Source organism: Gemmatimonadota bacterium (assembly GCA_009835325.1).
Taxonomy (GTDB): Bacteria; JAAXHH01; JAAXHH01; order JAAXHH01; family JAAXHH01; genus JAAXHH01.
On the sequence record VXWP01000090.1, the window covers coordinates 19,164 to 46,108 of the forward strand.

The following is a 26,945-nucleotide window of genomic DNA, read 5'->3' on the forward strand; positions in this document are numbered from 1 at the left end:
ATCGGAGGCTATACCGTGCCGAGTTGTATGTCTTTTATTCTCATCTGGAGGCTGGTTTCGCCCCGAAAGGTGTTTTCCTCGAGGGTGTAGGCCAGGTCCAGGCGGTCCCGGCTGTCGTTCAGGCGATCGGCGAAATGCGCCATGCCGAAACCGATCGCGTCCATGGTGCGGCCTTTCTGCCTGACCCTGAACCTCAGATGTTTCTTTTCCATCCCGATGGTCCGGAGTTTTCCGACGACGCTCAGGTTGCGGGACACAAGTACGGGGTGGTGGTTCGCCGGACCGAAGGGCCCGATCATCTTCATCAGCTTGACCATGCGCGGGGTCACCTCGTCGAGTTCGATTTCCGAGTCGATTTCGAGCTTGGGGATGAAATCGGCCGGCGTCGCGCGCGCCGCGACCACGTCGTTGAAACGCTGCCGGAATTCGTCGATGCGGTCCTTTTCGATGGACAGGCCCGCCGCGTGGTGGTGGCCGCCGAACTGGATCAGCAGGTCGGAGCATTCCTTGATGGCGTTGTACAGGTGGAAATCGCCCACGGTCCGCGCCGAGCCGCGGCCCTTCTCCCCCGCGGTCGAGATCATCACGACCGGCCGGTTGAAAGCCTCCACCATGCGGGACGCCACGATGCCGATGATGCCGGGGTGCCAGGTGTCCGAAGCGAGCACGAGGCCTTTCGACTCCCTGAGGACCGGGTCCTTCTCCACGAGGTCCCGGGCGGCTTCGAAGGTGAGCGTATCCTCCTTGCGCCGCCGCTTGTTCTCCACGTTCAGCTCTTCGGCCAGTTGCGCCGCTTTTGTCTGGTCTTCGGTGATCAGGAGATCGACCACGCGCGTGGCGTCGCCCATGCGGCCGGCGGCGTTTATCCGGGGCGCCAGCAGGAAGAGCATGTGGCCCGTGGACAGTTCCTTCTCCCGCAGCCCCGCGACGTCCAGCAGGGCCTGCAGGCCCGATTTGTGCGTCTGCTGCATCATGTCCAGGCCGTACTTGGTCAGCACCCGGTTCTCGTCGCGCAGGGGGACGATGTCCGCCGTGGTACCCAGGGCCACGAGGTCCATGTGCGTATACACCGTGTTTTCCGGCAGTCCCACGTGTTCGGCCAGCGCCTGTGCCACTTTGTACGCCAGGCCGACGCCGCAGAGCTCCTTGAAGGGGTATTCGCAGTCGTCCCGCTTGGGATTCAGAATGGCCACGCTGTTCGGAAGGGTATCGCCCGGCACATGGTGATCGATGATGACGACGTCGATGCCCATTTCACGTGCCTGTTCCACTTCGGCGTTCGCGGTAATCCCGCAGTCGACGGCCAGGATCAGCGTGACGCCGCGGCTCCTGGCTTCCTCCAGGCCTTCGATGGACAGTCCGTAACCGTCGGTCATGCGGTTGGGTATGTAGGAGGAGATCCGGTCCGTCAGCAACTTGATGGTCAGGTACAGCAGCGTGGTCGCCGTCGTGCCGTCCACGTCGTAATCGCCGAAGACCATGATGTGTTCCCCGCCCTGGATGGCGTCGTGAATCCGTTCCACGGCCAGATCCATGTCCGCCATGAGAAAGGGGCTGTGCAGGTCTTCAAGGGTGGGCTTCAGGAAATAACGGGCGTCGTCAAAAGTCGAAACGCCCCGGTTGAGCAGGATCTGCGCGATCACGCGCGGGACGTTGATCAGCTCCATCATCTGGGGAACCTGGGGATGTTCGTCTAGTAGGACCCAGCGGCTGTTCATGTAGATTGTCGGATATTGAGGGTGATCGTATTGCCAGGTACTGTAAAACGTCCAAGCCGACCGTAAGCCGAGTTCTGTGCCTTCGCAGTGAAGGTGGCGATCATCTATCTGGGACGGCTGTCGCCAGCCGCCTCGTGCGACCTAACCCGAGAGTCTCCGGTTTCCCGGCGGTCGAGACGGGCCGTCTCTCCTCTCCTATTCGGTCTTGCACCAGATGGGGTTTGTCCTGCCGGACCGGTTACCCGGACCGCGGTGAGCTCTTACCTCGCCTTTTCACCTTTGCCTCCCCGAAGGGATCGGCCGTGTGTTTTCTGTGACACTTTCCGTGGCATCACTGCCCCCTGCCGTTAGCAGGCATCCCGCCCTGCGGTGCTCGGACTTTCCTCGTCCGCCTGGACGGCGAACGCGATCGCCTGGTCGACTTGGGACGTTTTACCTGTACAATATAACACAGGACGCTGCGCGGTTCAATACTCCAGCCCTTCTTCCAGGATCAGGATCCGGCCGCAACTCTCACAGGATATAAGCCTCCGCCCCTGGCGGATCTGCATGATGACCTGTAGCGGGATCACGTGGAAACAGCCGGAGCAGGCCCCCTTCTTCAGCGGTACGACGGTCATCCCCCGCAGGTTCCGCCGGATCCGGTCGTATACCTTCAGGACCTGGTTCTCCACGCGCATGGCCATCCGCTTCCGCTCGTCCATTTTGACGGCGACGTCCTCGTCCACCGCCGAAAGCCTGGACTCGAGGGCCGTGCGCTCCTCGCCGAAGCGTTCGATGAGCGATTCGGTCTCGCCGCGTATGGTCTCCAGGGTCTCCTGTTCGGTCTCGGCCTCGGAGATCAACTGCAGAATCGCGTCCTCGAGTTCGGAGATGCGGTTCTTCTGCGCCTGGATCTCCGCCTGGAGGGCGTCGTACTCCTTGTTGGTCTTTACGCTGTACAGCTGTCCCTGGTACTTCTTGACCTGTTCCTGCGCGGCCTGCAGGTCCCGTTCGTGCTGACGCCGGTCCTTCTCGATGTCCTCGACTTTCGTTTCCTGGTCCGAGAGCCTGGTCTCCGCCTCGGACTGGGCCGTCTCCATCGTCTCCAGCTGGTTAGGTATGTCTACCTTGAATTGTTCGAGTTCGTGCAAGTCCTGATCCGTCTTCTGCAATTCCAACAGCGCTCTCAAGCTCTCCTGCATGCGGCCTCAGCCCTCCATGGAGATGAAAAGGCGGACAAAAAAAAATGCACGCTGACCGTGCATTTCCCTTCGCTTCAATCTGGTGTTGCCGCGCCCCGGGTCCGAAGAGGCAACTGCAGTCGGACCAGACAGACAATCGGGCACGAAGACCTATCCATCCTTTTCCCAATACTACTTGATTTTTCGATCATAGTCAATAAAGATAATGCCGTAGGCATGTAGTGTCAACCAAAATCAGGGGAGGTTATCATGGGCCCGCCCATACGACTCGGGGTGGTCAGGAAGGAAGAAAGCTTCGAGTTTAACATCGTGATTTCCAGGTGGCTGTTCGCCGGCCTCACGGCGCTGCTCGTCGCCGCCGTTTCGCTGGGGTACGCCGTCATGCCCGCCCAGTCGCAGGACGACCGGGGCCGCAAGGCGGTCAACCCGGGCCCGAACTACAGCGAGGCTATCGAGGCGGGCGATTTCGTGTTCCTGTCCGGAAAGATCGCGGCCGTCCGGGGCCGGATCATCCCCGGCGGTATCGAGGCGGAAACGAAAATGGTCATGGACAACCTGCAGAGAGCCCTGGCCAAGTCCGATCTGACGATGGACGACGTGGTCAAGGCCACGGTGTTTCTCAACGACCTGAATGACTTCTCCGCTATGAACGAAGTGTACCGGTCCTACTACACGGGCGATCCGCCGGCCCGGTCCACCATACAGTCCGGTGTCGTGCTGAATGCCGGCATCGAGATCGACCTGATCGCCTACCGCGGCGGCAAGTAGCCGGCAAGTAGTCGGCGAGCAGTCGGTAACTGGCCGGCAATTTGTCGACGGATCTTTCCAATATAGGCGAATGAACGAGAAAACGACCGCCGGCGTGATCGGACTGGGGCTGGGACGGGCCCATCTCGCCGGTTATCTCGCGGACGAACGGGTGGAAGTCGTCGGGCTGGCCGACCTGGACGTGGGGCTGGCCGAGCGGACCGCGTCGGAACACGGCGTGCCTCACGCGTTTTCCGCCTACCGGGACCTGCTCGCCCTCGGCCCCGATCTCGTCAGCGTCTGCCTTCCGAATTTCCTGCACGCGCCCGTGACCATCGACGGCCTGGACGCCGGCGTCCACGTGCTGTGCGAGAAGCCCATGGCGCTGAACGCGGCCCAGGCGCGCGACATGGCCGCCGCCGCCCGGCGCAACGGCCGCTACCTCATGATCGCCCTGAACAACCGGTTCCGCGCCGAGACGCAGATCCTGAAGAAGCTGGTCGAGCAGGACGTACTGGGCGAGATCTACTACGCGAAGACCGGGTGGTTGAGGCGAAGCGGCATACCGGGCGCCGGGACCTGGTTTACGCGCAAGGCCCAGGCCGGCGGCGGGCCCTTGATCGACCTGGGCGTCCACATGATCGATCTGACGCGCTGGCTCATGGGCAATCCGCGGCCCGTGTCCGTGGTGGGCGCCACCTACGCCCGGCTGAGCGATTCGGTGGAAGGCGTCTTCGACGTGGAAGACCTCGCCGCGGCATTCATCCGGTTCGAGGGCGATGCCACGCTCGTCGCGGAGACGAGCTGGGCCTCCCACGTGCCTTCGGAAGGCTCCTACGTCAAGCTCATGGGCACCCGGGGCGGCGCCGAGATCACGGGCAACGATTTAACCGTCTATACCGACCTGCACGGCGAACAGGTGGATATCACGCCCGCCTACGCGCCGCGGGAATGGTCGGACTGCATCGCGGCCGAGATCGCCCATTTCGTGGACTGCATCCGGGCCGGTCGAACGCCCATGTCTACGGGCGAGCAGGGCGTCGAGATCATGCAGATCCTGGATGGTGTCTACGAATCGGCCGCGGGCAACCGGATGGTCCGGATCGACTAGTGGTCCTCGGGATGGTCCGGCTCGACTGGCAGTGACTAGTGGCCCTCTGGGAGTCCGAATGCCCGGCTGTTGACCTGGATCGTGCGGTCGCCGGGCCTCGATGAGAGGGCGCTTCGGTAGGCTGCCGCGGCATCATTCAGACGGCCGGACCTTTCGTAGGCAATCGCCAGGTTGTTCCACGCTTCCGCGTTGTTCGGGTCCACTTCCACGAGGCCTTCCCAGATCGCCACAGCCCCGGACCAGTTTCCATCCCTTGCCGCCGATATCCCCCCACGATTCCCGGCAGGGACCAGCCGCCGCGTGACCTGGATTTCCTCCCGGACGATGGAGGCCATCAGGCGGCCCACGATGCGCCTGGCGATCACCTCGGTCAGCATCGGCGAAACGATCTCGACGGAGACGGCCCCCTCCGGCGGCGACTCGACGGGATCGGGCAGCACCGTGCGGTAGGATTCGGTTTCCGTGACGGAAAAGCTCCCGAGCAGTTCGTTCGAACCGACGTCATAGGCCCTGAGCGTAGCCGTCATGACCGCCGTCTGATCGATATGCGGCACGATATAGGACTTGTTTACGATCTTGATATCGGTTCGTCCGAGTCCTACCTCCATGGCTTCCTCCTCCCGAAAGACCTTTACCTCCCCGTACGCTTCCGTGTAAGCCCTTTCGAGATCGCCGACGAGCGTGATATCGGCGTTGATTTCCCTTCCAACGATCAACGCGAGAGAATCGGGGATCCGGCCGGCCTCGTGAGGGTGGCGGGACAGCGTCCGGAGCACCGGTCTCATTTCGATGGCCGTCAGCGTGGAATCCGAAACGAGGGCGCGGGCGAACAGGAACCCGGTCAGGTTGTTCAGGGCCAGGTCGGTGCCGTTGAAACCGAGCAGGGCGATCGATTCTTCTTCGCCGGGGAGGCCGAGCAGGGGCGATCGGTAGACATCGAACCGGACGGAGAGCGAAGAAGCCGCGCATCCGGGGACATGCGCCAGGAATGCCGCGGCAAGGAGCGGCAGGACCGTCCTGTAGAATGAAGCGGCCATGGTACCTGCATAGGTACGCCCTTTTATCCCGGTGTGTCAAGGCGATTCGGGTCGGTCGCGCGTCCGCCGGAACCCCCGGAAAGAGGTTGACAACCGGCCCGGCGGTCCTTAATCTACGCATGACCAGAAATCACGTCATTACGGGTAATTTACATGTCCTCGTCTCAGAAGCCGCCCGGGCCTGCCGCACCCGGCGAGAAGTCCGGCAAGACCCCCGGTAAGACCCCCGGGAAGACGCGTCCCGACCCGGTCCGCCGCCGCCGATTCCTGCAGAGATGCCTCGGCGCGCTGGGCGGCATCGGCTCCCTGATGGCCGTCTATCCGCTCATCCGTTACATCGAACCACCCCCCGAAGCCGAAGGCGCCAACCGGGTCGAAATCGACCGCGCGTCCCTGCCTCCCGGCACGTCCAGGACGGTGATCTACCGGGGCCGGCCGACCATCGTGGTCAACACCTCCGACGGTTTCATCGCCTACAACGCCGTTTGTCCCCACCTGGGTTGCGTCGTCAAGTGGGAGGTGGGTACGCAGAACCTGATCTGTCCCTGTCACGGCGGGGTTTTCGGCACGGACGGCAGCGTCCTGGGCGGCCCGATACCCGGCCCCCTGTCCGCGGTCGAACTGTCCGTCACCGAGGACAAGATCATCGTCGGCGTGTAACCGCCGGTGCCCGGACAACCGCCGGTGCCCGGACAACCGCCGGTGCCCGGACGGTCCTTTCTTCGCGGAGCACGAAACCAGCCACCATGATCAGACGCCTGTCCAACGAGGTGTACAACTGGCTCGATGATCGTACGGAAATCTCGGTCATCATCGATTTCTGCCGCCGCCAGCTGACCAAGCCCGTGCCCCGCCATCTCAACTGGCTGTTCTCCTTCGGAACGGTCACCCTGATGTTCTTCCTTTCCCAGGCCGTCTCGGGCGTCTTCCTGATGATCTACTACGAGGCGTCGGCCGATACGGCCTACGAGAGCGTGAAGTACATCATGGAGCAGGTGCGCTTCGGCTGGCTCATGCGGCAGGTGCATACCTACGGCGCCAATTTCATGATCGCCTTCCTGCTGCTGCACTCGGTCCGCGTGTTCTTCTACGGCGGTTACAAGAAACCCCGGGAGCTTACCTGGCTCTTCGGGTTCGGCCTGCTGGTCGTGACCCTGGGCTTCGGCTTTACGGGCTATCTCCTGCCCTGGGACCAGCTTTCCTACTGGGGCACGACGGTGGGTACGGAGATCGCCGCCGCGACTCCGCTCATCGGGGAGTATCTGCTGATTCTCATGCGGGGCGGCGAAATCATCTCCGACGTGACCCTTACCCGCTTCTTCGTGCTGCACGTGGTGCTGCTGCCGTGGGCCTTCATCGCCCTGGTGACCGTGCACCTGGTCCTCATACGCTACAAGGGCATCTCGCCGCTCGAAGGAACGGACGTGCCGGAGAAGACGCCGGAAGAACTGACGAAAGCCGGCGGCAAGCCTTTCTATCCTCAGCACGTGATGAAAGAAGCCATCGTGGTCCTGCTGGTCCTGGCGTCGATGATCTTCATGATCATATACTACCCCCTGCCGCTCCACGAAAAGGCCGATCCCTTCAACACGCCGGTGGGCGTCAAGCCGGAATGGTATTTCCTATCCTCCTACCAGGCGCTGAAATACCTCCCGAAAACCATCGGCATCATCGGGTCCGGCCTGGTGGTCCTGGCCATCTGCCTGCTGCCCTTCTGGGACCGGACGCCGGCCCGCACGCCCGCACGGCGACCCCTCGCGACGTCCCTCGGCATCCTGTTCATCGTGCTGAACATCGCCCTCGCCCTGCTTGGCAAGATCTCGGAAACGGAGATGACCTTCATGGGCACGAGGTATCATTTCGACATCTACGGCTGGCCCCATGCCATCGGGACGGTCGAGGAACCGGCTGTCCTGCCGGACACGGGCGGCGAGGGAACCGAATGAGCAGACCAGCGGCATACCCGGCGCGGGCGGCCCTCCCGGCGCGGGCGGCCCTTATCCTCCTTCCGCTGCTGATCCTTACCTGGACGACAACAGATTCCGCGGAAGCGCAACAGTCCGCTGCGTCCAATAATTGCGTCAGCTGCCATGCCGGCCTGGACGATGAAGACATGAGCCTGCCGGTGGCCGAATGGCAGCGTAGCGCACACCGTCCTGCGGACATCTACTGCCAGGACTGTCACGGCGGGAACGCCGCCACGATGGTGGAAGACGAAGCGCACGACGTCGAAATGGACTTTGTGGGCCTGCCCGACCCCTACATCGTCCATGAACTGTGCGGCGAGTGCCACCAGGTCCAGATGACCAACTACGTGCCCAGTCCCCACGGCCTCGAGGGAGATTTCTGGCCCAACTGCGTGGACTGCCACTCAAACCACGAAATAGTCCAACCCCAGGCGTCCCTGATCTCCATACCCGACAACTGCGAGGACTGTCACGAGCAGGCGATCATGGACGATTACATCGCCCTGACCGACCGGGGACTCGAGCCCATCGTCGAGTTCCGGCAGGCCGCGGAGGAGATCCGTTCGGCCGGGGTCCCGGTCGACCTGATCCTGGACCAGGCCAACCTGGCACGAAACGCTTATGTCGAGCGGGCCTCCCACGTCTTCGTACTCGAGAAAATGGTCGCCGTCGTCGATTCGCTGGAACAGGTCTACCCAAGCATCAGAAAATCAGTGGATGCCGCGCGCACCGAAGTCGATACCCGGCGCAGGTTCGGCTGGATGTTCATCGGCCTCTTCCTCGTGGCGGCGGGTGTGATCTGGCTGTACCGGCGGTCGCTGTCGGACGCCTGATCTAACCGCAGGCCGCTGCCGGACGCCCGATCGTACCGGAGCCCATCATGCACACTCGATTTCTCCTCTGTCTCCTGCTCGCTTTCTTCGCGCCGCCCGTCGCGGCTACCACGGCCGTCACGGCCGGCGACATCCGTCCGGTGCCCGACGGCAAGGGGACGTCCACCCTGGCCCAGGCCGTGCTTCGCCTGCCCGTCGTGGCCAGCATGCTGCACACCGGCGCCCATCCCGACGACGAGAACAGCGCCCTGGTCGCCTACGTGAGCCGCGGGTTGCACGCCCGTACCGCCTACCTTTCCCTTAACCGCGGCGAAGGCGGACAGAACCTCATCGGCCCCGAGCTCTACGACGCCATCGGCGTGATCCGGACGGAAGAGCTGCTGACAGCCCGGCGTTTCGACGGCGCGGAGCAGTTCTTTACGCGGACGTACGACTTCGGGTTTTCCAAGTCGGCCGAGGAAACCCTGGAATACTGGAATCACGATGAAATGCTGCTTTCGGACGTGGTGCGCGTCATCCGCCGCTTTCGTCCCGACGTGATCGTATCCGTATTCGCCGATTCTCCCCGCGACGGCCACGGGCATCACCAGGCCGCCGGGAGGATCACCCGCGAAGCCTTTTTCGTCGCGGCCGATCCGGAACGCTTTCCCGAACACCTGCGGGACGGCCTGCGTCCCTGGCAGGCCCGCAAGCTGTACATCAACAACACGCGGGCTTCTTTCGACAGCATCGACTCCCTGGTGGTGGACGTAGGCGCCTACAGTCCCGTGCTGGACCGGTCGTACCGCGAACTCGGCCTGGCGGGCCGCAGCATGCACCGCTCCCAGGACATGGGGACCCTGCAGCCGAAGGGTCCGGCGACCACGAAGATCAAGCTGGTCGCGCGTGAGGGCATGGCGGACGCGGACGGAGACGCCCACCTGTTCGACGGCCTGGACACAACTTTCATGCGGTTCCATGCCATGGCCGGACCGGACGCCGGGAAGATCCCCGGACTCGCCGGCCGGCTAGAGCGGATGGACGCGTTGGCCCGCGAGGCCGTGGACGCCTACCGGCCGCTGGACCCTCCCGCCGTGCTGGACCCCGTGCTGGAGGGCCTGCGGATGATCCGGGCGCTGCGGAGCGACCTTGAACAGGGCGGCCTGCCGGCCGGCGTCCTCGCGGATATGCTCTTTCTGCTCGATCAGAAGGAGGAAGACTTCGCCAATGCGGCGGTCCTGGCCCTCGGCATGGCCTTCGAAGTGCTCACCAGCGACGACCGGGTCGTCCCGGGCAACCTGCTCGGCGTCCATTTGGTGTTGCTGAACCGCAGTGCGCGGTCCGTCCGCGTCACCAACCTGGCGCTGGACGTTCCGGAGGGTTGGACCGCGGCTCCCGATCCGGTCCCGGCCAGACCGGCCAGGCAGACCGAAGACATCGGCTACAACGAAAGCTTTGCGGAAAACTGGCGGGTCGAAGTACCGCCCGACGCCGGCCTCACCCGGCCCTACTGGCACCGCCACTCCCTGAATGACCCGAGGGTCGTGGTGGACGACACGGCATTGATCGGGCTCCCCTGGCGCCCGCAGCCCGTAATCGGACGGGCCCGGTTTCTCGTGGACGGCGTCGAGATCGAAATCCGCCGGCCCGCGCAGTACCGCTTCGCCGACCGGGCCTTCGGAGAAATCCGCCGCGAACTCCAGGTCGTGCCCGCGCTGTCGGTCACCATGGACCCGCAGGTGGTGGTCGCCCCGTCGGGACGGGAAAGCCCCCTGCGGTTCAGCGTGTCCGTGATCAGCAACGTGGACGGCGGGATCGAAGGCGGATTGTCCCTCGAGGCGCCGGAAGGGTGGGAAGTCTCGCCCGGAGAAGTACCCCTGTCGTTCTCGGGAAGAGGACAGGCCGCCACGTACAATTACTCGGTAGTCCCGGCACGGGACGCCCGGGACGGGGCTTACGATGTGCGGGTGGTGGCCAAGGCCGGCGGGAACGAATACCGCGAAGGATACGAGGTGATCGCCTATCCCCATATCGAACCGAGGCACCTGTACCGCGGTTCGGCATCCGTCGTGCAGGTGGCCCCGGTCGATCTGCCGGACGATCTGCGGGTGGGTTACATCATGGGATCGGGCGACCAGGTCCCGCTCGTGCTGGAGCAGATGGGCCTGCAGGTGCGGTTGCTGACGGGGGAAGACCTAGCTACGGCCGACCTGGACGCCTTCGACCTGATCATCGCGGGCATCCGCGCCTACGAGGTCCGCGAGGATCTCATTGCCGTGAACCAGCGGCTCCTGGACTACGTGGAGGACGGGGGCGTCTATATCGTGCAGTATAACAAGTACGCCTTCAACCTCGACCAGTACGGACCCTTCCCCTTCCAGATCAACCGCCCCCATGACCGGGTGACCCGGGAGGACGCGCCGGTGGACATCCTGGTACCGGATCATCCCGTCTTCAACCGGCCCAACCGGATCACCGACGCGGACTTCGAAGGGTGGGTGCAGGAACGCGGCCTGTACTTCCAGGGCGAATGGGACCCCCGCTACACGCCGCTCATGGCCTCGCAGGACCCGGGTGAGCCGCCCAGGGGCGGCGGGCTTCTGGAAGCCCGTTACGGCAAGGGGCGCTATATCTACACGGGCTACGCGTGGTTCCGGCAGCTTCCCGCGGGCGTGCCGGGCGCCGTGCGGCTCTTCGCCAACCTGATCGGCCTGGCGGCCGAAAACCGGGCCCGATAGAGAATCTCAACGGCCCGCGCTACGCGGGCTGCAGCGGCACGTCGGTGCGCCACTCGGGGAAGCGTTCGTCGATCCCCCGGATGAGACCGTTGTAGGCCTCACGGAACTGCTGCGTGCACGGACCAATGGATCCGTCCCCGATGTCGTAATTGTCGATCGATGCGACCGGCGTGACTTCCGCGCCCGTTCCGCACAGGAAAACCTCGTCGGCCGTATACAGTTCCGTGCGGTCGATCTCCCGCTCCACGACCGGCATCTCAAGTGCGTCCCGTCCGATCCTCAATATGGTATCCCGGGTGACGCTCACCAGGATATCGGCCGTCACCGGCGGCGTGATGAGGACGCCGTCCTGGATCATCATCAGGCAGGCGCCGGGCGCTTCGCAGACCTTGCCGCGGTTGTTCAGCATGATGGTTTCGTCGAAGCCCTTGAGTGTGGCGTCGGTCCACGCGATGGCGCTGTTGCGGTAGTTGGCCCAGCACTTGATGCGGGCCGGGAGCGTGTTGTCCGAAATGCGCGTCCAGGAGCTGACCGAGCACCGGGCGCCGTCCTTTCTGCGCAGGTTGGAGCCGTAGGCAAAGGTGTGGACGTAGACGTGGGCCGGACCCGCCATCTTGTTGAGATACACGTCCGGCGAGAAGTACACGGTCGGGAATATGTAGACGTCCTCCCGGTACCCGTGGACCCGGCACAGTTCGAGGGAGCCGTTCCACACGTCCTCCAGCGTGTAAGGCGTTTCCATGCGCATCAACTTGATCGACCGGTACAGGCGATCCAGGTGTTCCTTGAAACGGAAGACGAAGAGTTTCTCCCGGTCGTCGTTCCAGTAGGCCCGGATCCCCTCGAAAATGGCGTGGGCGAATATATGTCCCTGCGTGACATGCACCGTACCCTGGTCCCAGGGGATCTGTTCCCCGTCCAGCCAGATGTATTTTGAATGATCCTCGCCCCACATTTTCGTCTTCTTGCCCATGCCCGTACTCCCTGTAAATGGTCGAACAATCGATTCGTGATCCGGTGACTCCGCGATTCCGCGTCCCGCTACTACCGCCCGCGACCGGTCCAGTGTGCCGCGTCAAACGCTACACCCTGTCTGGTCCGGGCCGGTCCCGCACCTCTGCATTCCGAATCTCGTCCAGGCGCGCCCGCCAGGCGTATTCCTCCGGGCCGAGGACTTCCACCTGCCGGCACGACATGCACCACTGCAGAATCACCGGCTCGTCATCCCGGGATACTGTGCGTATGGCCACCCAGAACTCGACGCCGTGAGGGCAGCCCGTCTGGGTCCGCTGGAATTCGGGCAGGATGTGATGGATCTTGTCGCCCGCCGGCGTCAGGCCGACCAGGGTCTCGTCATAGGGGCGGATAGGCATGCTCGGTGGTCCGGAATCGGTGCAAATCGGACGTGGACGCTGTGTACGTGAACGCTGTGTTATTTATGGATTTTGGCCGCGGTCCTGTCAAGGGATATCCCGTCGAGGAGTTGCGGCGTGAAAACAGCCGGATTCATCTTGACCGTAGGCGCCGCCCATCGTTATTCTAACCGGCGGAACCAGGCCTCAGAACCGTTTCGTGCAGCACGGAAATCCGGGAGTGATCATGGTCCACCACTTCGAGCCCGCTCACTACCATACGACCATGGGTTCCCATGAACCCGCCCTGCGCGTGAAGGACGGGGATACCGTCGTCACGTCGACGGTCGACGCCCGGGGAAAGGACCGCACCGACAAGCCCGTGACGCCTCCGGGCAATCCACAGACGGGCCCCTTTCACGTCGAAGGCGCCGAACCGGGCGACACGCTCGCCGTACACCTGGACCGGCTCACGCCCAACCGCCCCTTCGGCTGGACCCGTCCGCTCGTGGCGCCCAATGTGCTCGATCCCGATTACGTGCGGGAGACCGCGGGGGAGATCGAAAGCCGGGACGACCTCTGCCGCTGGGAAGTCGATCTGGACCGGAGGACGGTCACGCTGGTCGATCCGGACGACACCCGGCTCGGACGGATGACCCTGCCCCTGGCGCCCATGACGGGATGTTTCGGCGTGGCGCCGGACAAGGGCCAGGCGATCTCGACGGCCACGTCCGCCAGCCACGGGGGGAACATGGACTACCGGGGATTCGTGGAAGGCGTCACCGCGTACTTCCCCGTGTTCGCGCCCGGCGCCCTGTTCCACATCGGCGACGGCCACGCGGTGCAGGGTGACGGAGAGATCGTCGGCACGGGCGTCGAGATCTCCTTCGACGTGCGATTCACCTTCAGGGTGCTCAAGGGAAAGCAAAGCGCCTGGCCCCGCGGCGAGAACGCGGAATACCTTTTCACGGCGGGCAACGCCCGGCCCCTCGACCAGTGCGTCCAGCACGCGACCACCGAAATGCTGCGCTGGCTGCAGGCCGACTACGGTCTCGATCCCAGGGCGGCGCACACGCTGCTCGGACAGTGCGTCGAATACGACATGGGGAATGTGTTCGATCCCGCCTATACCATGGTGTGCAAGGTCAGGAAAGACCTGCTTCGCGGCCTGGACATCGACACCCGGTCGGTACACGACGAACTCGCGGAAGCCTGACCGGCTCGGCCGATCGACCGGATAACTCACCGGCCGCGGCAGGCAGGGGCGCCGGCTCATCACTTAGAACGGAGCGCGACATGAACAGACTTGAGGGACAGGTGGCCTGGATCACCGGCGCGGGATCCGGCATCGGACGCGGCATCGCGCTGGCCCTGGCCCGGGAAGGCGCGGACGTGATCCTTTCCAGCCGGCGGCGCGAGCCCCTTGCAACCGTCGCCAGAGAGGTGGAGGCCGCGGGGCGGCGTGCGGTTATCGCCCCCACGGACGTGACCGACCGGGATCAGATCGACACGGCGATTGCCCCAGCCGTCGATCAATTGGGCCCCGTATCGATCCTGGTGAACAACGCGGGCGTCAATACGCCCCTGCGCACGGCAACCGAAATGTCGCTGGAAGACTGGGACCGCGTGGTGGACATCAATCTCACGGGCGCGTTCAACTGTTTCCGCGCGGTATACGAACCCATGAAGGCACGGGGTGAAGGCACCGTCATCAATGTCGCGTCCATGGCCGGACGCCAGGTGTCCCTCCTCGGCGGAGCCGCCTACTGCGCGTCCAAGCACGGCATGGTGTCGCTGACCCATTCGATCAACCTGGAAGCTGCCGAATTCGGGCTCCGCGCCAGCGCCATCCTGCCCGGCGAGGTGAAGACGCCCATCCTCAAGAACCGTCCCCAACCCGTGTCGGAGAAGCGCCTGTCCCTGATGCTCACTCCCGAAGACATCGCGGACACCGTTGTATTCGTGCTATGCCAGCCCGCCCGCGTGGTCATACCCGAAATGTGGGTCATGCCCGCCTACCAGGTATCGGCCCAGCCGCTTCCCTGATACCGCCCTGACGCCCGGTTTAACGTTTGACAGCGTCCGGGCCCTGGCGTAATTTCGAGTGGACGCCGAATCGGAAGCGGCCGCCCGGCTTGAAGCTCCGTCAACCTGACCTTTTCCTCCCGATCCGAATACCATGAATAGTCCGACAGAATCGGTCATCCTGCTGGTTGAAGGTTCCTCCCGCAACCGGGACGAGAAACACTACGGCCTGACCCAGCTGGATCACCGCGTAATCGCCGTGGAGAACAGCGACCAGGCGCTCAACGTCCTGGCGGCTGAATCCCCAAGCATCATCATCTCGGACCTGAATGCCCCCGGAATCGACGGACTGCGCCTGATGGGCGTCGCCCTGGGCAGGAACCCCGAGGTGGGCGTTATCCTGATGACGGACCCCGGCTCCATGGGCCTGGCCGTGGCCGCCATGAAGGAGGGGGCGTACGACGTACTCGAAAAGCCCGTGTACGTGGAGAAGCTCGCGGCGGAAATCGAGAAGATCCTGGACCGCCAGCGTATCGTGCAGGAAAATCAGGAGTTGCTGCACCAGCTCGACACCCGGTACGGATTCGAGAACATCGTGGGGCGGTCCGCGTCCATGCAGCGCATCCGGGAGCAGATCCTCCAGATCGCCGATACCCAGTCCACGGTACTCATCTTCGGCGAGAGCGGCACGGGCAAGGAACTGGTGGCCCACGCCCTCCACCGCGCGAGTTCCCGGAGGAACAGGTCCTTCGTGCCCGTCTTCTGCAACGCCCTGTCGGAAGGGGTGATCGAGAGCGAACTGTTCGGCCATGAGAAAGGCGCTTTCACGAACGCGGTCAAGACCTACAGGGGCCGGTTCGAACTGGCCGACGGGGGCACGCTCTTCCTCGACGAGGTGGGTGAACTCGCGCCTTCCACCCAGGTGAAACTGCTGCGCGTCCTCCAGGAACGCAAGTTCCAGCGGGTGGGCAGCGGAAACTGGCTAAAGACGGACACCCGGGTCATCGCGGCGACGAACCGCGACCTCGAAGCCGAGATAGAAAGCGGACGCTTCCGGGAAGACCTCTATTACCGGCTGCGCGTGGTGACCCTCTCCCTGCCGCCCCTGCGGGAACGGAAAGAGGATCTTCCGCTGCTGATCGACCACTGCATCCGCCGGTTCGGCGAACGGGAGAATAAGCCGATCGAGCGTATCGACCCGCAGGCCCTGGAACTGCTGTCCACCTACCACTGGCCCGGGAACGTGCGCCAACTGGAGAACTGCATCGAGGGCATGATCGTCATGGGTACGGGAAAGACCCTGACCGTGGCGGACGTCCCGGAATTCATACGGCATACCCGGCCGGAATCGACGGCGGTCCCGCTGAACGAAGTACCGGACCGGCCGGACGACCTGTCACCGGACTTCATCCGCTACCTGGCCGGGAAAATCGCCGAACAGCGCCACGTGCCCGTCCGGCCTGTCACCGACCGGGCCCTGGCCGTACTGGCCGCCGTCGACTGGTCGGCGGACGGCGCGTCGCTGAGACGGTGCCTGGAAACCATGGTATTGCTCGCCGACGGGGACGGGCTGGACGTGGAGGATATCCCGGCGGAATTCCTGCCCGAACGGTCCGGCCAATCCGCCGCGGAAGGCGAGGACGATGACGGGGTGGACATCCGGGTGGGCATGACGATGAAGGAAGGCGAACGGAGACTGATCGCCGCGACCCTGGCCGCCTGCGGACGGAACAAGGCGCGGACCGCCCGGGTCCTGCGGATCGGACAGCGCACCCTCTTTCGGAAAATAAAGGCCTATCACCTGGAGTAGCGTCAGCCAAGGAGTTCCGGTTTGGAAGGTCGGTCGATTCTGATCGTCGACGGTGAAGAGGACAGCCGGCGTCACGCGGCGAGCATCCTGCGCAGTGCGGGTTACGACGTGCTGGAGACCGGCGCCGCGGCCGAGGCATTGCGCACGGCGAGAACGGACCCGCCGGGTGTCGTCCTCGTCGATCTCGCCCTGAGCGACGCCGATCCGGAGCAGCTGATACGCACCCTTTCGGCGAAGCACCCCGACACCGATATCATGCTCACCACCCGTCAGCACGAGCCGCCCCGGCAGTTCCGCCAACTGGACGTCAGCGACTATATCGAGAAGCCCGTCGACGCCGAAGATCTGCTCACGAAAATGCGCATGCTGGACCTCCGGCGGGAGTTCCACCAGCGGTTCCAGCTACTGGGCAGGAACGAGCGCTTCATCGCCGCCATGGATTCGGTGCTCCAGGTGGCGCCCACGGGGATCCAGGTCCTGCTTACGGGAGAAAGCGGCACCGGCAAGGAGGGATTCGCCCGGGCGATCCATCATTACAGCGACCGGCGCGACGGCCCTTTCATTCCCATCAACTGCGGCGCCATCGCCGAAGGGGTGCTGGAAAGCGAACTGTTCGGTCACGAAAAAGGCGCGTTCACGGACGCCAAGGGCCAACGGAAGGGGTACTTCGAACAGGCGCACGGCGGCACGCTGCTCCTCGATGAAATCGGCGACATGCCCCGTTCGACACAGGTAAAGCTGCTACGCGTCCTGGAGCAGCAGGAGTTCATCCGCGTCGGCGGCTCGACGCCGGTGAAGACCGACGTCCGCCTCATCGCGTCGACCAACCGGGACCTCTCCGGGGATATCCACGACGGGACGTTCCGCCAGGACCTGTACTACCGGCTCAACGCCGTGCACATCCATCTGCCCGCCCTGCGGGAACGCCGCGACGACATCCCCAGGTTGATCGGCCACTTCATGCGGCACGCCCCCGGGAAGCCCGGCGCGCCTCCTCCCGTCTTCACGGAGGAAGCCCTGGCAGCCCTCTCCGACTACGATTGGCCGGGCAACATACGGGAACTGCGACACCTCGTCGAATCGCTGGTGGTGACTTCCGGCAAGGCCAGGCTCGACGCGGAAGACCTGCCGGACAGTATCTACACGCCGCCCATGGCGAACCGGGCCCTGCCGGTCCCGCAGAACCGCAACCCGCAGGACATGGACCGCGAGATGTTCTACAAGATCCTCTGGCAGATCCTTACCGCCATCCACGAACTCCCGGCCAAGATCACCTCCGCCCTCGGCCGGGGTCCGGAACAGCTTCCCGAACGTTTTCAGCTGCCGCCCCCCACGGAAGCGGAGCGGGGCCTCGAAAAGCCTCCCTCGGAATCGGCACAGTACGTCGAACCGGTCCAAGACGACGCGGGGCCTGGTTTCGAACGGCCGGCCGAGGTGGTCCCGGCCGAGGCGGTCCCGGCCGATGAAGGACTGGACCGGTTGCGTTCCATGGAAGACTGGGAGCGGGAGGCCATACGCCGCGCGCTCGAGCGAAACGAGGGGCACCGGGGCCGGGCCGCGCGGGAGCTTGGCATCAGCGAGCGGTCCATCTACCGCAAGATCAGGGACTACGGCCTGGACGAATACGCCTGATCCCATCCGGTGATTCGCGGTGCGAAAATGCTTGACAAATCGCCCGTGAAACACCGAATTTGGCTGGGAGCGATTTACATACATCACCGTGAAAGGAGCAGCGAAAGTGGCACAGCCAACAGCAATAACGGACGATCAATTCGAATCCGAGGTCATTGAAAGCAGCACGCCCGTACTGGTCGATTTCTGGGCGGAGTGGTGCGGGCCCTGCAAGGCCGTCGCCCCCACGCTGGTGGAACTCGCGGGCGATTACGACGGACGCCTGAAAGTCGTCAAGGTCGACGTGGACGAGAACCGGGAAGCGGCCACCCGCTTCGGCATTCGGAGCATACCGAGCCTCCTGATCTTCAAGGACGGCGCCGAGGTGGACCGGATCATCGGCGCGCTCCCCAAGCAGCAACTCGCCGAAAAGATCGACGGCCACCTGTAATCAAGCGCGGCCGATACAGCAAGGCGCGGCCGATGCAGCCGGGCGCGGCCGATGCAGCCAGGCGCGGCTCGATAAACGTGGGACCGTTATTCAACGAAAGCCGGGAAGGCCGATCGACGCACTCCCGGTTTTTTGTTTGCGGTACGGCCGGTCGGACGGCTGGACGGACGAACGACTGGCCGGACGGACGGCTGGACGGACATCAGGTCAGCACCAGGGGAAACCGGAGACCAGGGCATGCTGAGTGTCGTACGCAGACTGAGAGACGGATTGGCCAAGACACGGGACGGGTTGGCGCGCCGGATCCACCAGGCCGTGGGCCGGTACGACCGGATCGACGAGGACCTGCTGGAGGAGATCGAAGCCATCCTGCTGCAGACCGACGTGGGCGTGGAAACGACCGTGCGGATCATCGACGGGCTCAGGGACCGCGCGGTCGACCGCCGGACCCGGAATCCCGATGACCTCATGGGCCTGCTGCGCGAGGAGATGACGGACATCCTAGGCGATGTGCCGGACCCCGAATGGGACCAGCGGCCCCGGGTCATCATGATCGTGGGGGTCAATGGTTCGGGCAAGACCACGACCGCCGGGAAGATGGCGGCCCGTTACGCCGGGGAAGGGAAGAAGGTCCTGATCGCCGCAGCCGATACCTTTCGGGCGGCGGCCATCGACCAGCTGGAAGTCTGGGCGCGCCGCGCGAAGGCGGACTTCATCCGGCACCAGCACGGATCCGACCCCTCGGCCGTAGTCTACGACGCCATGCAGGCCGCCGCAGCCCGGGATGCGGACGTAGTGATTATCGACACGGCGGGCCGGCTGCACACCAGGGACAACCTGATGGAAGAACTGAAGAAGATCAAGCGCACCGCGGGCAAGCAGATGGACGGCGCACCCCACGAGGTGCTGCTCGTGCTCGACGGGACCACGGGCCAGAACGCCCTCTCCCAGGCCCGCGTCTTCAGCGAAGCCCTGGGCGGCCTGACGGGTATCGCACTGACGAAACTGGACGGGACCGCACGGGGCGGCATCGTGTTCGCCATCGGCGTGCACCTGGGGATCCCCGTCAAACTCATCGGCGTGGGCGAACAAATCGAGGACCTGCAGGATTTCGACGCGCCGGCCTTCGTGGACGCCCTCTTCAACTGATTACGGGAGAATTCCATGCCCCGATTGGCGATAAACGGCGCGGCGCCGGTACGGACCGAACCCTTTCCGGCCTGGCCCATGAACCTGGACGCGAGCGCCCGCGCCGCCGGCGAAACCGTGCGCTCCGGCCGGTGGGGAAGCATCCAGGGCGAGCGGGTGCGCAGCCTCGAACAGCGCTTCGCATCCTTCCAGCACGCCGCCCACGGCATTGCCGTCTGCAACGGCACCACGGCCCTCTGCCTCGCGCTGCAGGCGGTCGGCATCGAACCCGGTGACGAGGTCATCGTGCCGGCCTATACCTTCATCGCATCGGCCAGCTCGATCGTGATGTCGAACGCCGTGCCCGTGTTCGTCGACATCGATCCCCTTACCTACAACCTGGACCCCGATCGGGTCGAGGAAGCGATCACACCGCGGACCCGGGCCGTCGTGGCCGTACATTTCGCGGGCCTGCCCGCGGACATGGACCGGCTCGGTGAAATCGCCGGCCGCCACGGCCTTTCGGTGATCGAGGACGCGGCACAGGCCCACGGCGCGCGGTGGGGAGACCGGGGCGTGGGCGCCATCGGTTCGATCGGCGCCTTCAGCTTCCAGTCCTCCAAAAACCTCAACGCCGGCGAGGGGGGCATCATGCTCACCAACGACGACGAGTTGGCGGCGGCGGCGCGTTCCCTAGCCGACTGCGGGCACGTCGCGCCGGGACCCCGTTACAACCACTTCCGCATAGCCGGCAACAACCGGATGACCGAGGTACAGGGCACCCTGCTCATGGTCCAGATGGATCACCTGGAGGCCCAGGCCGACCTGCGTCACGCGAACGGCGAGTATCTGACCGAACGCCTCGGGGCGATTCCGGGCATCGTCCCGGTGGCCAGGCCCGCGAAGGCTGACCGCCACGCGCGGCATATCTACATGTTCAGGTACAACGAAGCATCCTTCGGTGGCGTCCCGAAGACACGGTTCATCGAGGCCCTGTGCGCCGAGGGAATCCCCGCCAGTCCGGGCTACTCCATACCCCTGTACAAACAACCGGTTTTCACGGAACGGAACTATGGCATATACCGGAGCCAGGCGCTGTCCGCCGTTGACTATGGCGCGATGAATCTGCCGGTAACGGAGCGGGCCTGCCGTTCGGAGGCCGTATGGTTCTCGCAGAATGTGCTGCTGGGGGACAGGGACGACATGGATGACATCGTCCGGGCGGTCGTGAGGATCGTGGAACATCGCGACGAGCTGGGGGAAGCTTAGTCAGCCCGCACCCGCCGTTCCGGCCGCGTCCTTCAGCGTGGAAACCAGGTGGGCCGGCTTTCCGCCGGACCGGCGGAATTCGATCAGCTCGGCCATGATACTGACCGCGATCTCTTCGGGGGTATCGGCGCCGATCTCCTTGCCGATCGGCGCGTGCACCTGCTCGAGCAGGTGCCGGGGCACGCCTTTTCCTTCCAGGTTCTTCCACATCAGGGCGATCTTGCGCCGGCTGCCGATCATGCCGATATAGGCGGCGTCGGTCCACACCGCCTGCTCGATGACGGGCTGGTCCCACTGGTGTCCGCGGGTCACCGCGACCAGGTAGGACGAACCGTCGATGGGCAGCTTGCCCACGACCTCGTCGAAGGCGTCCACGACCACCTCGTCGGCTTCGGGAAACCGCTCATGGTTCGCGAAGGCGGGCCGGTCGTCCACCACGATGATGCGGAACCCGACGGTATCGGCAAGCCGGGCAATGGCCCTGGCCACGTGACCGCCGCCGAAAAGGAAAAGCTGCGGAGCCGGCCAGATGGACTCCAGGAAGATCCTGGTCTCCACGCCTTCGTGCTCCAGCGTGACCACCCGCAAAAGGTTTTCGGTGATTTCCAGGTCCGCATCCAGTCGTATCCGGTCGTCCAGGGCGGGGTCTCCGAGCGTGCCGACGGTCTCGCCGGTATCCGTGAGCAGCATCTTGCCGGCTTCCGTTCCGGCCCGGCCCGACACCAGCGTGGCCAGGAGCCCGATGCCCCGCGCGTCGTGAAGCCCGCGGATCGCCTCGAAGATCTCCTGCATGGGGCCCGTCCGGATCGGCTCCGTGAAGATCTCCACGTTGCCGCCGCAGTTCAGTCCCTCGTCGCCGGCGTGCTTCTCGGTCAGGATGAAGTGCTGCAGCCTGGGGGCGGAACGATCCATGACTTCGCGGGCCTCAGCCCAGACGTCGGCTTCCAGGCAACCGCCGCCCACCGTTCCGGTGAACGAGCCGTCCCCCTTGACGAGCATTTTCGCCTTCTTGCTCATCGGCAGCGAGCCCTTGCTCGACACGATGGTGGAAAGCGCCGCCTTTTCGCCCCGCGACAGGACGTTCACGACCTCGTCGAAAACCTCTTTCATGCGTATATCCCTGCTTAAGGATTAAACCAGTTCCAAGGGCAACTCCTCGAAACCCGTCTCATCGTCTACCCATCGGAACATCTTGATATCGCTTACGGCGTCCTTCGTGACGGAAAGGACCAGGTAGCCGGGTTCCGGGTCCAGCCAGCCGGTCAGGGCGTCCATCCGGTCCTTCTCCGAGAAATACGCCGGCGCGTCCGGATGGGAATGATAGAAACCCTGGACCCGCGCGCCCGGAGGGTCGAACTCCCCGAAGAACAGCCGCTCCATGTCCGCCCGGCTGAACGCGTAGGCGGTCCGGGCGTCCCGGGGATGTTCCGCCGGGTCTTTCGCGTGCAACTCGTCCTGGATGTTCCTGCACCGGTGCACCCGCCAGGACTCCGGGTCTATCGATTCGACCGGGTCTACCTGGTCCGCCGGTTCGGTCGGGTCCCCCGGTTTGGTCGTTTCAGCCGGGCCGCCTGGACCGTCCAGACCGCCTGTACCGGTCAGGAACCCGCAGCACTCCCGTGGATACTCCGCCACGGCGTGGGCCGCCATGCCTTCGTAGACGGTCCGGGGAAGCCGCAGCATCAGGTACGGACCGGACCGGGCAGCGGCGCCGGCTGGTTCTCGATCTCGACCTCGACGGCCGTCCGGACGCCCTTGAAGGCTGCCGTTTCGACGGCGTTCCCGTGATCGAGGAAGATCGGTTCTCCCGCGTCACCTCCCGCGCAGACGGCCGGCGAAAGGGGAATCTCACCCAGGAAGGGCAGGCCCAGTTCATCGCTCAACGCAGCGCCTCCGCCCCGGCCGAAGATGTGGGTCCGTTCACCCGTCGCGGCGTTGAGGAAGTAACTCATGTTTTCGACGATGCCCAGTACGGGGACCCGCAACCGCTGGAACATGGCGATCGCCTTGCGCACGTCAGACAGGGCAACCTGCTGGGGGGTCGTGACGATGACGGCCCCGGTGAGTTCGACCGACTGGGCCAGGGTCAGCGACGCGTCGCCGGTGCCGGGCGGCAGATCGACCACCAGGTAGTCCAGTTCCCCCCATGAAACATTGCCGAGGAAACTCTTCACCATCTTGCCGACCAGGGGACCCCGGTAGATCACCGCATCGGACGGCCCCGCGACGAAACCGACGGAGACCAGCCGGATACCATGCTTGACAACGGGTTTGATGCTGCCGGAAGGATCTTTCTCGAGGGACCCGGAAACGCCCATCATCTGGGGCACGTTCGGGCCGTAAATGTCCGCGTCGAGCAGGCCGACCGCATGGCCCGCTTCCGCGAGGGCGAGGGACAGATTGACGCTTACCGTCGACTTGCCCACGCCGCCCTTGCCGCTGGCCACGGCGATGACGTGGCGGATACCGGTCAGCGCGTCACGGGGGATTTCGGTTTCCGCAGCCAAAGTGCTCGATCCGCGTTTACGGACTGCCTGGGCCGTCCGGACCGCCTGGGATGCGCGGGGCCGTACCCGCGCCTGTCGGACCTATACGTAAAACGACTCGCCGCAGCCGCAGGTGCCCTTGGCATTGGGATTGCTAACCTTGAACCCGGCGCCCATCAGCCCTTCCACATAGTCCAGTTCCGCACCCATCAGGTAGATGGCGCTCTTGTTGTCGACGAAAACCTTGATGCCGTTCTGCTCGATAATCTGGTCGTTGTCGGTCGCGTTCTTGTCGAAAGCAAGCTTGTACTGAAAACCGGAACATCCCCCGCCGGAGATCATGACGCGCAGTCCGAGATCCGGATTTTCCTGGTCCTCGATCATGGTTTTGATCTTGTCGGCGGCAACGTCCGTCACGGTGACCATGATGTCCAACCCCCTTGCGAATGAATGGCGTAAGTTGCTTTGTTTGCGCTGACTTGTATCCGTCTTGCACGACCGGAAACATGTACCTTTTGTCGCTTAGGCTATATAAACCAGAACCCGCCTGGATGTCAACCTCTTTATCGAAGATCAACGAGCCGCGCGCCGCCCCTAACGCAGCAGCAGCATCTTCCCATTCTGCTCGATCCCGCCCGCGGCCATGCGGTACAGGTACACGCCGCTGGGTACGGCGCGGCCGTCGCCGTCCATGCCGTTCCAGGTCGGCGCGTATCTGCCCGGTCCGTGAGTTCCATCGACCAGCACCCGTATCCTCCTCCCGAGCAGGTTGTATATCGTCAAGGTGACATGGACCGGCTCCGACAATTCGAAGCGTATGCGCGTACTGGAGGCAAAGGGATTCGGTGCGTTCGGGTAGAGGACGGCCGCCAGCCCACCGGAGGTGCCGGACTCGTAATCGATGCGTATAACGACCGGTTCCGCCGTCAACGCCAGTCCCGCGCGGCCCACGGGCTGCAACCGGTACTCGTAGGACGTTCCCGGTTGCGCGGACGTATCCGTGTAACTGTAGGTATTCGAATGCTGAGAAGTGTCCGTGGACCGGGTCACGGGTACCGAGGTCAGCACTTCGAATGACCCATCGGGGTAGTCCCTGCGTTCGATCCGGTAGGACTGAAGGTTGATCTCCAGCCCCGCGGTCCAGGAGAGAAACACGCCGCTCAGTCCGCTCTCGGCGGTGAAGGACCGCACGACCCCCCGCGATTCGGTCATCAGGGCGTTCAGCGCGTGGACGATGCCATACCCGTTCAGGGTATCCGGAGCGGCGGCCTGGCCGGCCGTCCGGCGGAGTACGCTTTGCACCTTCCCGGGCGTCCAGTGGGGGTAGGTTTCCAACAGCAGCGCGGCGACCCCCGCCACCAGGGGCGCGGAGAAGGATGTGCCATTGAGGCGCAGGTAATCATCGATGATGAACGGATGTACCGTGTAAGTGTCTTCCCCCATGGCCATCACGTCCGGCTTGATGCGACCGTCGAAGGTCGGACCTATGGAGGAGAACGCCGCGCGCCTGCCCGTGGCATCGACACCGCCTACGGAAATCACGCCTTCCGCGTCGGCGGGCGCCGCCATCTTCTGATAAGGGGTGTCGCCCTCGTTGCCCATGCTGTTTACGACTACGATTCCGCGACGCACCGCCATCGTGGCCGCGCGCGTGATGACGGCCGTCTCTCCGTCCATGTCGGCATAAGTGTACCAGTCGAGGTATCCGAGTGAACTGCTGATGATGTCCGCGCCCAGACTATCGGCCCATTCCATGCCGGCCACCCAGAAGTCCTCCTCGACTTCTCTCTCGAAGGCCACGACCTCCGTGCTTGCGAGCAGGTAGCGGGCGCCGAAAGCCGGACCGATCAACTCACCCGGCGCGTATCCGCCGATCGTGCCGAGCACCGCCGTACCGTGACCGGTGTCCTCCAGATCGGTGAACCCGGTTTCGTCGCTAAGGAAGTTACGGCGGGCTTCCACCCGGGTTCTGAGGCTGTCGAAGGCCACGTGATCCAGGCTGAATCCCGTGTCGAAGAGCGCCACAAGCACGCCTTTTCCGGTGAGTCCCAGGTCATGGAGTTCCGGCACGTGCATTTGGTTCAGCTGGATGAAGGAAGGACCGTAGTCGAGGCGGTTGGACTGAACCGCCCTGAGCCTCGCGTCCGTTTCCTGGCGATCGGAGCGTTGCGCCGGGACGGGGCGCGGAAGACGGAGTCTGGCGACCGCGTCGATGCTCAGCACGAAGGGCTGGCCTGCCAGGCTGTCGATATCTCCGGCCGGGATGTACACGCTCGCCGCGTTCAACCAGCGGGATACCTGGAGGATCCTGCCCCCCAACGCTTCGATGCGCTCCAGGTAGGGGACGTGGACCGGGATGTCCTCCCATCCCGCCAGCCGGTCGCTTCTGGTCGACAGCCGGCGGCGGGTGCGGGGCGTCAGGCGGTCTTCGGCGGCCGCCAGCGCGGCGTCGTATCCTGCCCCGGGGTCGAGTCCTTTGTCCACCAGGTAAACCCATACCTTCACCACCTCGTCGGTCGGCCGCGTGGCGAGCTCGTTCCGAAGGCGGCCGGAAACCCCGGGTTCGACGCTGGAAATCCCCGGTTCACTGCCGGGGACGGTCCCCCGCACCGGTTGCTGATCGGGCCGTGGGCTGCCGAAAGCAAAGGAAGAAAAGAGGACAAGCAGAAACGGCAAGCATCGCTTCATGATGGCTTACTTCCCGGTTGACGGGAACGCAGCTGGAGGGCGCTTAGTCTTCTTCGTCTGATCAGGCTGAAATACAACATGGCCACCAGGACAACCAGGAACAAGGCGCCGCCCAGTATCACTGATCGGTCCACGCCCAACGCACCCGCCATCTGGCCGCCCAGGTAGAACCCCAGTACCCCGCCTATCCTGAACCTGAGGGACTCGGGAAGTACTGGAATCAGACTCCCCGTGGAAACCCCGGCTACTACGAGCACCAAGAGCCAGGCGGCCTGAACGAGCAGTCTCACCGGATGCTGTCCCCGGATCCGATTCCAGGCCAGAAGTCCGATGAGGACGGGGACGACGTATCCCCCGTATCCCAGGACGAGCATCACGCCGTAGGATACCAGGGCGCCGGGCAGGCCGCCCAGGTTGGTGACTTCACTCGGATTCCGGCTCGAATTGGGGTAGTCGGTTTCGGCGTGGGTCGCGAGACTGAGCAGCACGAAGACCGCGACGGGGACCAGGAGGATCCCGATCACGTACATGCGGCGTTCGATGGCTCGGGTGAACGGAGGGAAGCTCATTCAAGGGCGCTCCCTTCGGCAGCTACAGGACACCGCGGACATAGTTCACGGCGTTCCGGAAGATATGCAGGCCGTCCGGTTCCCTGCATCCCTCCCGGGTCCACCGGGGATGATGGGTCGGGTGAGTGTAACGCTCCGGATGAGGCATGAGCCCGAAGATCCGTCCCGTGGCGTCGCAGATCCCGGCGATGGCGTCCACCGAGCCGTTGGGACTCCAGGGATAGGCCGTCTCTGCCGTTCCC

25 protein-coding genes and 1 other RNA gene are annotated in these 26,945 nt (G+C 64.3%); 13 read left to right on the forward strand and 13 right to left on the reverse strand.

Features of this window, described 5'->3' with window-relative positions:
- Window positions 1–8: 8 nt before the first annotated feature.
- From recJ to F4Z81_12615, 3 genes are all read right to left on the reverse strand, one after another.
- On the reverse strand, window positions 9–1,718 hold the full coding sequence (recJ, locus tag F4Z81_12605) for a single-stranded-DNA-specific exonuclease RecJ (GenBank protein MXW05888.1): 1,710 nt from the start codon (window positions 1,716–1,718) through the stop codon (window positions 9–11).
- 48 nt (window positions 1,719–1,766) lie between these two features.
- An RNA gene (gene rnpB, locus F4Z81_12610) (RNase P RNA component class A) lies at window positions 1,767–2,143 on the reverse strand.
- A 42-nt stretch (window positions 2,144–2,185) separates the two neighbouring features.
- Complete coding sequence (locus F4Z81_12615) at window positions 2,186–2,902, reverse strand: hypothetical protein (GenBank protein MXW05889.1); 717 nt, start codon at window positions 2,900–2,902, stop codon at window positions 2,186–2,188.
- 249 nt (window positions 2,903–3,151) lie between these two features.
- Between F4Z81_12615 and F4Z81_12620 the strand changes: the two genes are divergently transcribed.
- Complete coding sequence (locus F4Z81_12620) at window positions 3,152–3,670, forward strand: hypothetical protein (protein ID MXW05890.1); 519 nt, start codon at window positions 3,152–3,154, stop codon at window positions 3,668–3,670.
- Between the two features lie 70 nt (window positions 3,671–3,740).
- Window positions 3,741–4,760, forward strand: coding sequence for a Gfo/Idh/MocA family oxidoreductase (locus tag F4Z81_12625; GenBank protein MXW05891.1), 1,020 nt, complete (start codon window positions 3,741–3,743; stop codon window positions 4,758–4,760).
- A 35-nt stretch (window positions 4,761–4,795) separates the two neighbouring features.
- Here the strand turns inward: F4Z81_12625 and F4Z81_12630 are convergent, their stop codons facing one another.
- Window positions 4,796–5,797 (reverse strand): tetratricopeptide repeat protein, encoded by a 1,002-nt coding sequence (locus F4Z81_12630; GenBank protein ID MXW05892.1) that lies wholly within the window; start codon window positions 5,795–5,797, stop codon window positions 4,796–4,798.
- A 153-nt stretch (window positions 5,798–5,950) separates the two neighbouring features.
- On the opposite strand from F4Z81_12630, the gene F4Z81_12635 reads away from it, so the two are divergent.
- The 4 genes from F4Z81_12635 (at window position 5,951) to F4Z81_12650 (ending at window position 11,314) form a co-directional block, all read left to right on the forward strand.
- Window positions 5,951–6,457 (forward strand): ubiquinol-cytochrome c reductase iron-sulfur subunit, encoded by a 507-nt coding sequence (locus F4Z81_12635; GenBank protein ID MXW05893.1) that lies wholly within the window; start codon window positions 5,951–5,953, stop codon window positions 6,455–6,457.
- Window positions 6,458–6,543: 86 nt separating this feature from the next.
- Window positions 6,544–7,743, forward strand: coding sequence for a cytochrome bc complex cytochrome b subunit (locus F4Z81_12640; protein MXW05894.1), 1,200 nt, complete (start codon window positions 6,544–6,546; stop codon window positions 7,741–7,743).
- Window positions 7,740–8,597 carry a hypothetical protein gene (locus tag F4Z81_12645; GenBank protein ID MXW05895.1) on the forward strand — a complete coding sequence of 286 codons (858 nt, stop codon included), beginning with the start codon at window positions 7,740–7,742 and terminating at the stop codon, window positions 8,595–8,597. Before F4Z81_12640 ends, F4Z81_12645 begins: the two co-directional genes overlap by 4 nt.
- A 47-nt stretch (window positions 8,598–8,644) precedes the next feature.
- Entirely contained in the window at window positions 8,645–11,314 is a 2,670-nt protein-coding gene (locus F4Z81_12650; protein ID MXW05896.1) for a PIG-L family deacetylase, read from the forward strand.
- A 19-nt stretch (window positions 11,315–11,333) separates the two neighbouring features.
- Here F4Z81_12650 and F4Z81_12655 read toward each other — a convergent pair whose 3' ends face one another.
- Both F4Z81_12655 and F4Z81_12660 read right to left on the reverse strand, forming a co-directional pair.
- Window positions 11,334–12,287, reverse strand: coding sequence for a branched-chain amino acid transaminase (locus F4Z81_12655; GenBank protein ID MXW05897.1), 954 nt, complete (start codon window positions 12,285–12,287; stop codon window positions 11,334–11,336).
- Window positions 12,288–12,396: 109 nt separating this feature from the next.
- Complete coding sequence (locus F4Z81_12660; protein MXW05898.1) at window positions 12,397–12,687, reverse strand: hypothetical protein; 291 nt, start codon at window positions 12,685–12,687, stop codon at window positions 12,397–12,399.
- 223 nt (window positions 12,688–12,910) lie between these two features.
- Between F4Z81_12660 and F4Z81_12665 the strand changes: the two genes are divergently transcribed.
- From F4Z81_12665 to F4Z81_12695, 7 genes are all read left to right on the forward strand, one after another.
- Entirely contained in the window at window positions 12,911–13,882 is a 972-nt protein-coding gene (locus F4Z81_12665; protein ID MXW05899.1) for an acetamidase, read from the forward strand.
- 80 nt (window positions 13,883–13,962) lie between these two features.
- Window positions 13,963–14,712 carry an SDR family oxidoreductase gene (locus tag F4Z81_12670; GenBank protein MXW05900.1) on the forward strand — a complete coding sequence of 250 codons (750 nt, stop codon included), beginning with the start codon at window positions 13,963–13,965 and terminating at the stop codon, window positions 14,710–14,712.
- 133 nt (window positions 14,713–14,845) lie between these two features.
- Window positions 14,846–16,501, forward strand: a complete 1,656-nt coding sequence (locus tag F4Z81_12675) for a sigma-54-dependent Fis family transcriptional regulator (protein ID MXW05901.1) — start codon at window positions 14,846–14,848, stop codon at window positions 16,499–16,501.
- Window positions 16,502–16,522: 21 nt separating this feature from the next.
- Complete coding sequence (locus tag F4Z81_12680; GenBank protein ID MXW05902.1) at window positions 16,523–18,133, forward strand: sigma-54-dependent Fis family transcriptional regulator; 1,611 nt, start codon at window positions 16,523–16,525, stop codon at window positions 18,131–18,133.
- Window positions 18,134–18,239: 106 nt separating this feature from the next.
- Entirely contained in the window at window positions 18,240–18,563 is a 324-nt protein-coding gene (trxA, locus tag F4Z81_12685) for a thioredoxin (GenBank protein MXW05903.1), read from the forward strand.
- A gap of 237 nt (window positions 18,564–18,800) precedes the next feature.
- On the forward strand, window positions 18,801–19,712 hold the full coding sequence (gene ftsY / locus F4Z81_12690) for a signal recognition particle-docking protein FtsY (protein MXW05904.1): 912 nt from the start codon (window positions 18,801–18,803) through the stop codon (window positions 19,710–19,712).
- A gap of 15 nt (window positions 19,713–19,727) precedes the next feature.
- Window positions 19,728–20,960 carry a DegT/DnrJ/EryC1/StrS family aminotransferase gene (locus tag F4Z81_12695; GenBank protein MXW05905.1) on the forward strand — a complete coding sequence of 411 codons (1,233 nt, stop codon included), beginning with the start codon at window positions 19,728–19,730 and terminating at the stop codon, window positions 20,958–20,960.
- Here the strand turns inward: F4Z81_12695 and F4Z81_12700 are convergent, their stop codons facing one another.
- From F4Z81_12700 to F4Z81_12730, 7 genes are all read right to left on the reverse strand, one after another.
- Entirely contained in the window at window positions 20,961–22,070 is a 1,110-nt protein-coding gene (locus tag F4Z81_12700; GenBank protein ID MXW05906.1) for an XdhC family protein, read from the reverse strand.
- A gap of 21 nt (window positions 22,071–22,091) precedes the next feature.
- The gene (locus tag F4Z81_12705) at window positions 22,092–22,643 is read right to left on the reverse strand and encodes a hypothetical protein (GenBank protein ID MXW05907.1); all 552 of its coding nucleotides are present in this window, start codon (window positions 22,641–22,643) and stop codon (window positions 22,092–22,094) included.
- On the reverse strand, window positions 22,643–23,467 hold the full coding sequence (locus F4Z81_12710) for an Mrp/NBP35 family ATP-binding protein (protein MXW05908.1): 825 nt from the start codon (window positions 23,465–23,467) through the stop codon (window positions 22,643–22,645). The genes F4Z81_12705 and F4Z81_12710 overlap by 1 nt, the downstream gene beginning before the upstream one ends.
- A gap of 81 nt (window positions 23,468–23,548) precedes the next feature.
- A complete protein-coding gene (gene erpA, locus F4Z81_12715) occupies window positions 23,549–23,872 on the reverse strand; it encodes an iron-sulfur cluster insertion protein ErpA (protein MXW05909.1) in 324 nt (107 codons plus the stop codon).
- A gap of 168 nt (window positions 23,873–24,040) precedes the next feature.
- Window positions 24,041–26,134, reverse strand: coding sequence for a S8 family serine peptidase (locus tag F4Z81_12720; GenBank protein MXW05910.1), 2,094 nt, complete (start codon window positions 26,132–26,134; stop codon window positions 24,041–24,043).
- Window positions 26,131–26,703, reverse strand: a complete 573-nt coding sequence (locus F4Z81_12725) for a hypothetical protein (GenBank protein MXW05911.1) — start codon at window positions 26,701–26,703, stop codon at window positions 26,131–26,133. Before F4Z81_12725 ends, F4Z81_12720 begins: the two co-directional genes overlap by 4 nt.
- Window positions 26,704–26,725: 22 nt before the next feature.
- The coding region (locus tag F4Z81_12730; protein ID MXW05912.1) for a phosphoribosylformylglycinamidine synthase subunit PurQ at window positions 26,726–26,945 on the reverse strand (220 nt) is incomplete at its 5' end.

Excerpts from the sequence above, each read along its gene's own strand:
- recJ (MXW05888.1), bottom strand. The coding sequence starts at position 1,718 with ATGAACAGCCGCTGGGTCCTACTAGACGAACATCCCCAGGTTCCCCAG.
- F4Z81_12615 (MXW05889.1), bottom strand. The coding sequence starts at position 2,902 with ATGCAGGAGAGCTTGAGAGCGCTGTTGGAATTGCAGAAGACGGATCAG.
- F4Z81_12620 (MXW05890.1), top strand. The coding sequence starts at position 3,152 with ATGGGCCCGCCCATACGACTCGGGGTGGTCAGGAAGGAAGAAAGCTTC.
- F4Z81_12625 (MXW05891.1), top strand. The coding sequence starts at position 3,741 with ATGAACGAGAAAACGACCGCCGGCGTGATCGGACTGGGGCTGGGACGG.
- F4Z81_12630 (MXW05892.1), bottom strand. The coding sequence starts at position 5,797 with ATGGCCGCTTCATTCTACAGGACGGTCCTGCCGCTCCTTGCCGCGGCA.
- F4Z81_12635 (MXW05893.1), top strand. The coding sequence starts at position 5,951 with ATGTCCTCGTCTCAGAAGCCGCCCGGGCCTGCCGCACCCGGCGAGAAG.
- F4Z81_12640 (MXW05894.1), top strand. The coding sequence starts at position 6,544 with ATGATCAGACGCCTGTCCAACGAGGTGTACAACTGGCTCGATGATCGT.
- F4Z81_12645 (MXW05895.1), top strand. The coding sequence starts at position 7,740 with ATGAGCAGACCAGCGGCATACCCGGCGCGGGCGGCCCTCCCGGCGCGG.
- F4Z81_12650 (MXW05896.1), top strand. The coding sequence starts at position 8,645 with ATGCACACTCGATTTCTCCTCTGTCTCCTGCTCGCTTTCTTCGCGCCG.
- F4Z81_12655 (MXW05897.1), bottom strand. The coding sequence starts at position 12,287 with ATGGGCAAGAAGACGAAAATGTGGGGCGAGGATCATTCAAAATACATC.
- F4Z81_12660 (MXW05898.1), bottom strand. The coding sequence starts at position 12,687 with ATGCCTATCCGCCCCTATGACGAGACCCTGGTCGGCCTGACGCCGGCG.
- F4Z81_12670 (MXW05900.1), top strand. The coding sequence starts at position 13,963 with ATGAACAGACTTGAGGGACAGGTGGCCTGGATCACCGGCGCGGGATCC.
- F4Z81_12675 (MXW05901.1), top strand. The coding sequence starts at position 14,846 with ATGAATAGTCCGACAGAATCGGTCATCCTGCTGGTTGAAGGTTCCTCC.
- ftsY (MXW05904.1), top strand. The coding sequence starts at position 18,801 with ATGCTGAGTGTCGTACGCAGACTGAGAGACGGATTGGCCAAGACACGG.
- F4Z81_12695 (MXW05905.1), top strand. The coding sequence starts at position 19,728 with ATGCCCCGATTGGCGATAAACGGCGCGGCGCCGGTACGGACCGAACCC.
- F4Z81_12700 (MXW05906.1), bottom strand. The coding sequence starts at position 22,070 with ATGAAAGAGGTTTTCGACGAGGTCGTGAACGTCCTGTCGCGGGGCGAA.
- F4Z81_12705 (MXW05907.1), bottom strand. The coding sequence starts at position 22,643 with ATGCTGCGGCTTCCCCGGACCGTCTACGAAGGCATGGCGGCCCACGCC.
- erpA (MXW05909.1), bottom strand. The coding sequence starts at position 23,872 with ATGGTCACCGTGACGGACGTTGCCGCCGACAAGATCAAAACCATGATC.
- F4Z81_12720 (MXW05910.1), bottom strand. The coding sequence starts at position 26,134 with ATGAAGCGATGCTTGCCGTTTCTGCTTGTCCTCTTTTCTTCCTTTGCT.
- F4Z81_12725 (MXW05911.1), bottom strand. The coding sequence starts at position 26,703 with ATGAGCTTCCCTCCGTTCACCCGAGCCATCGAACGCCGCATGTACGTG.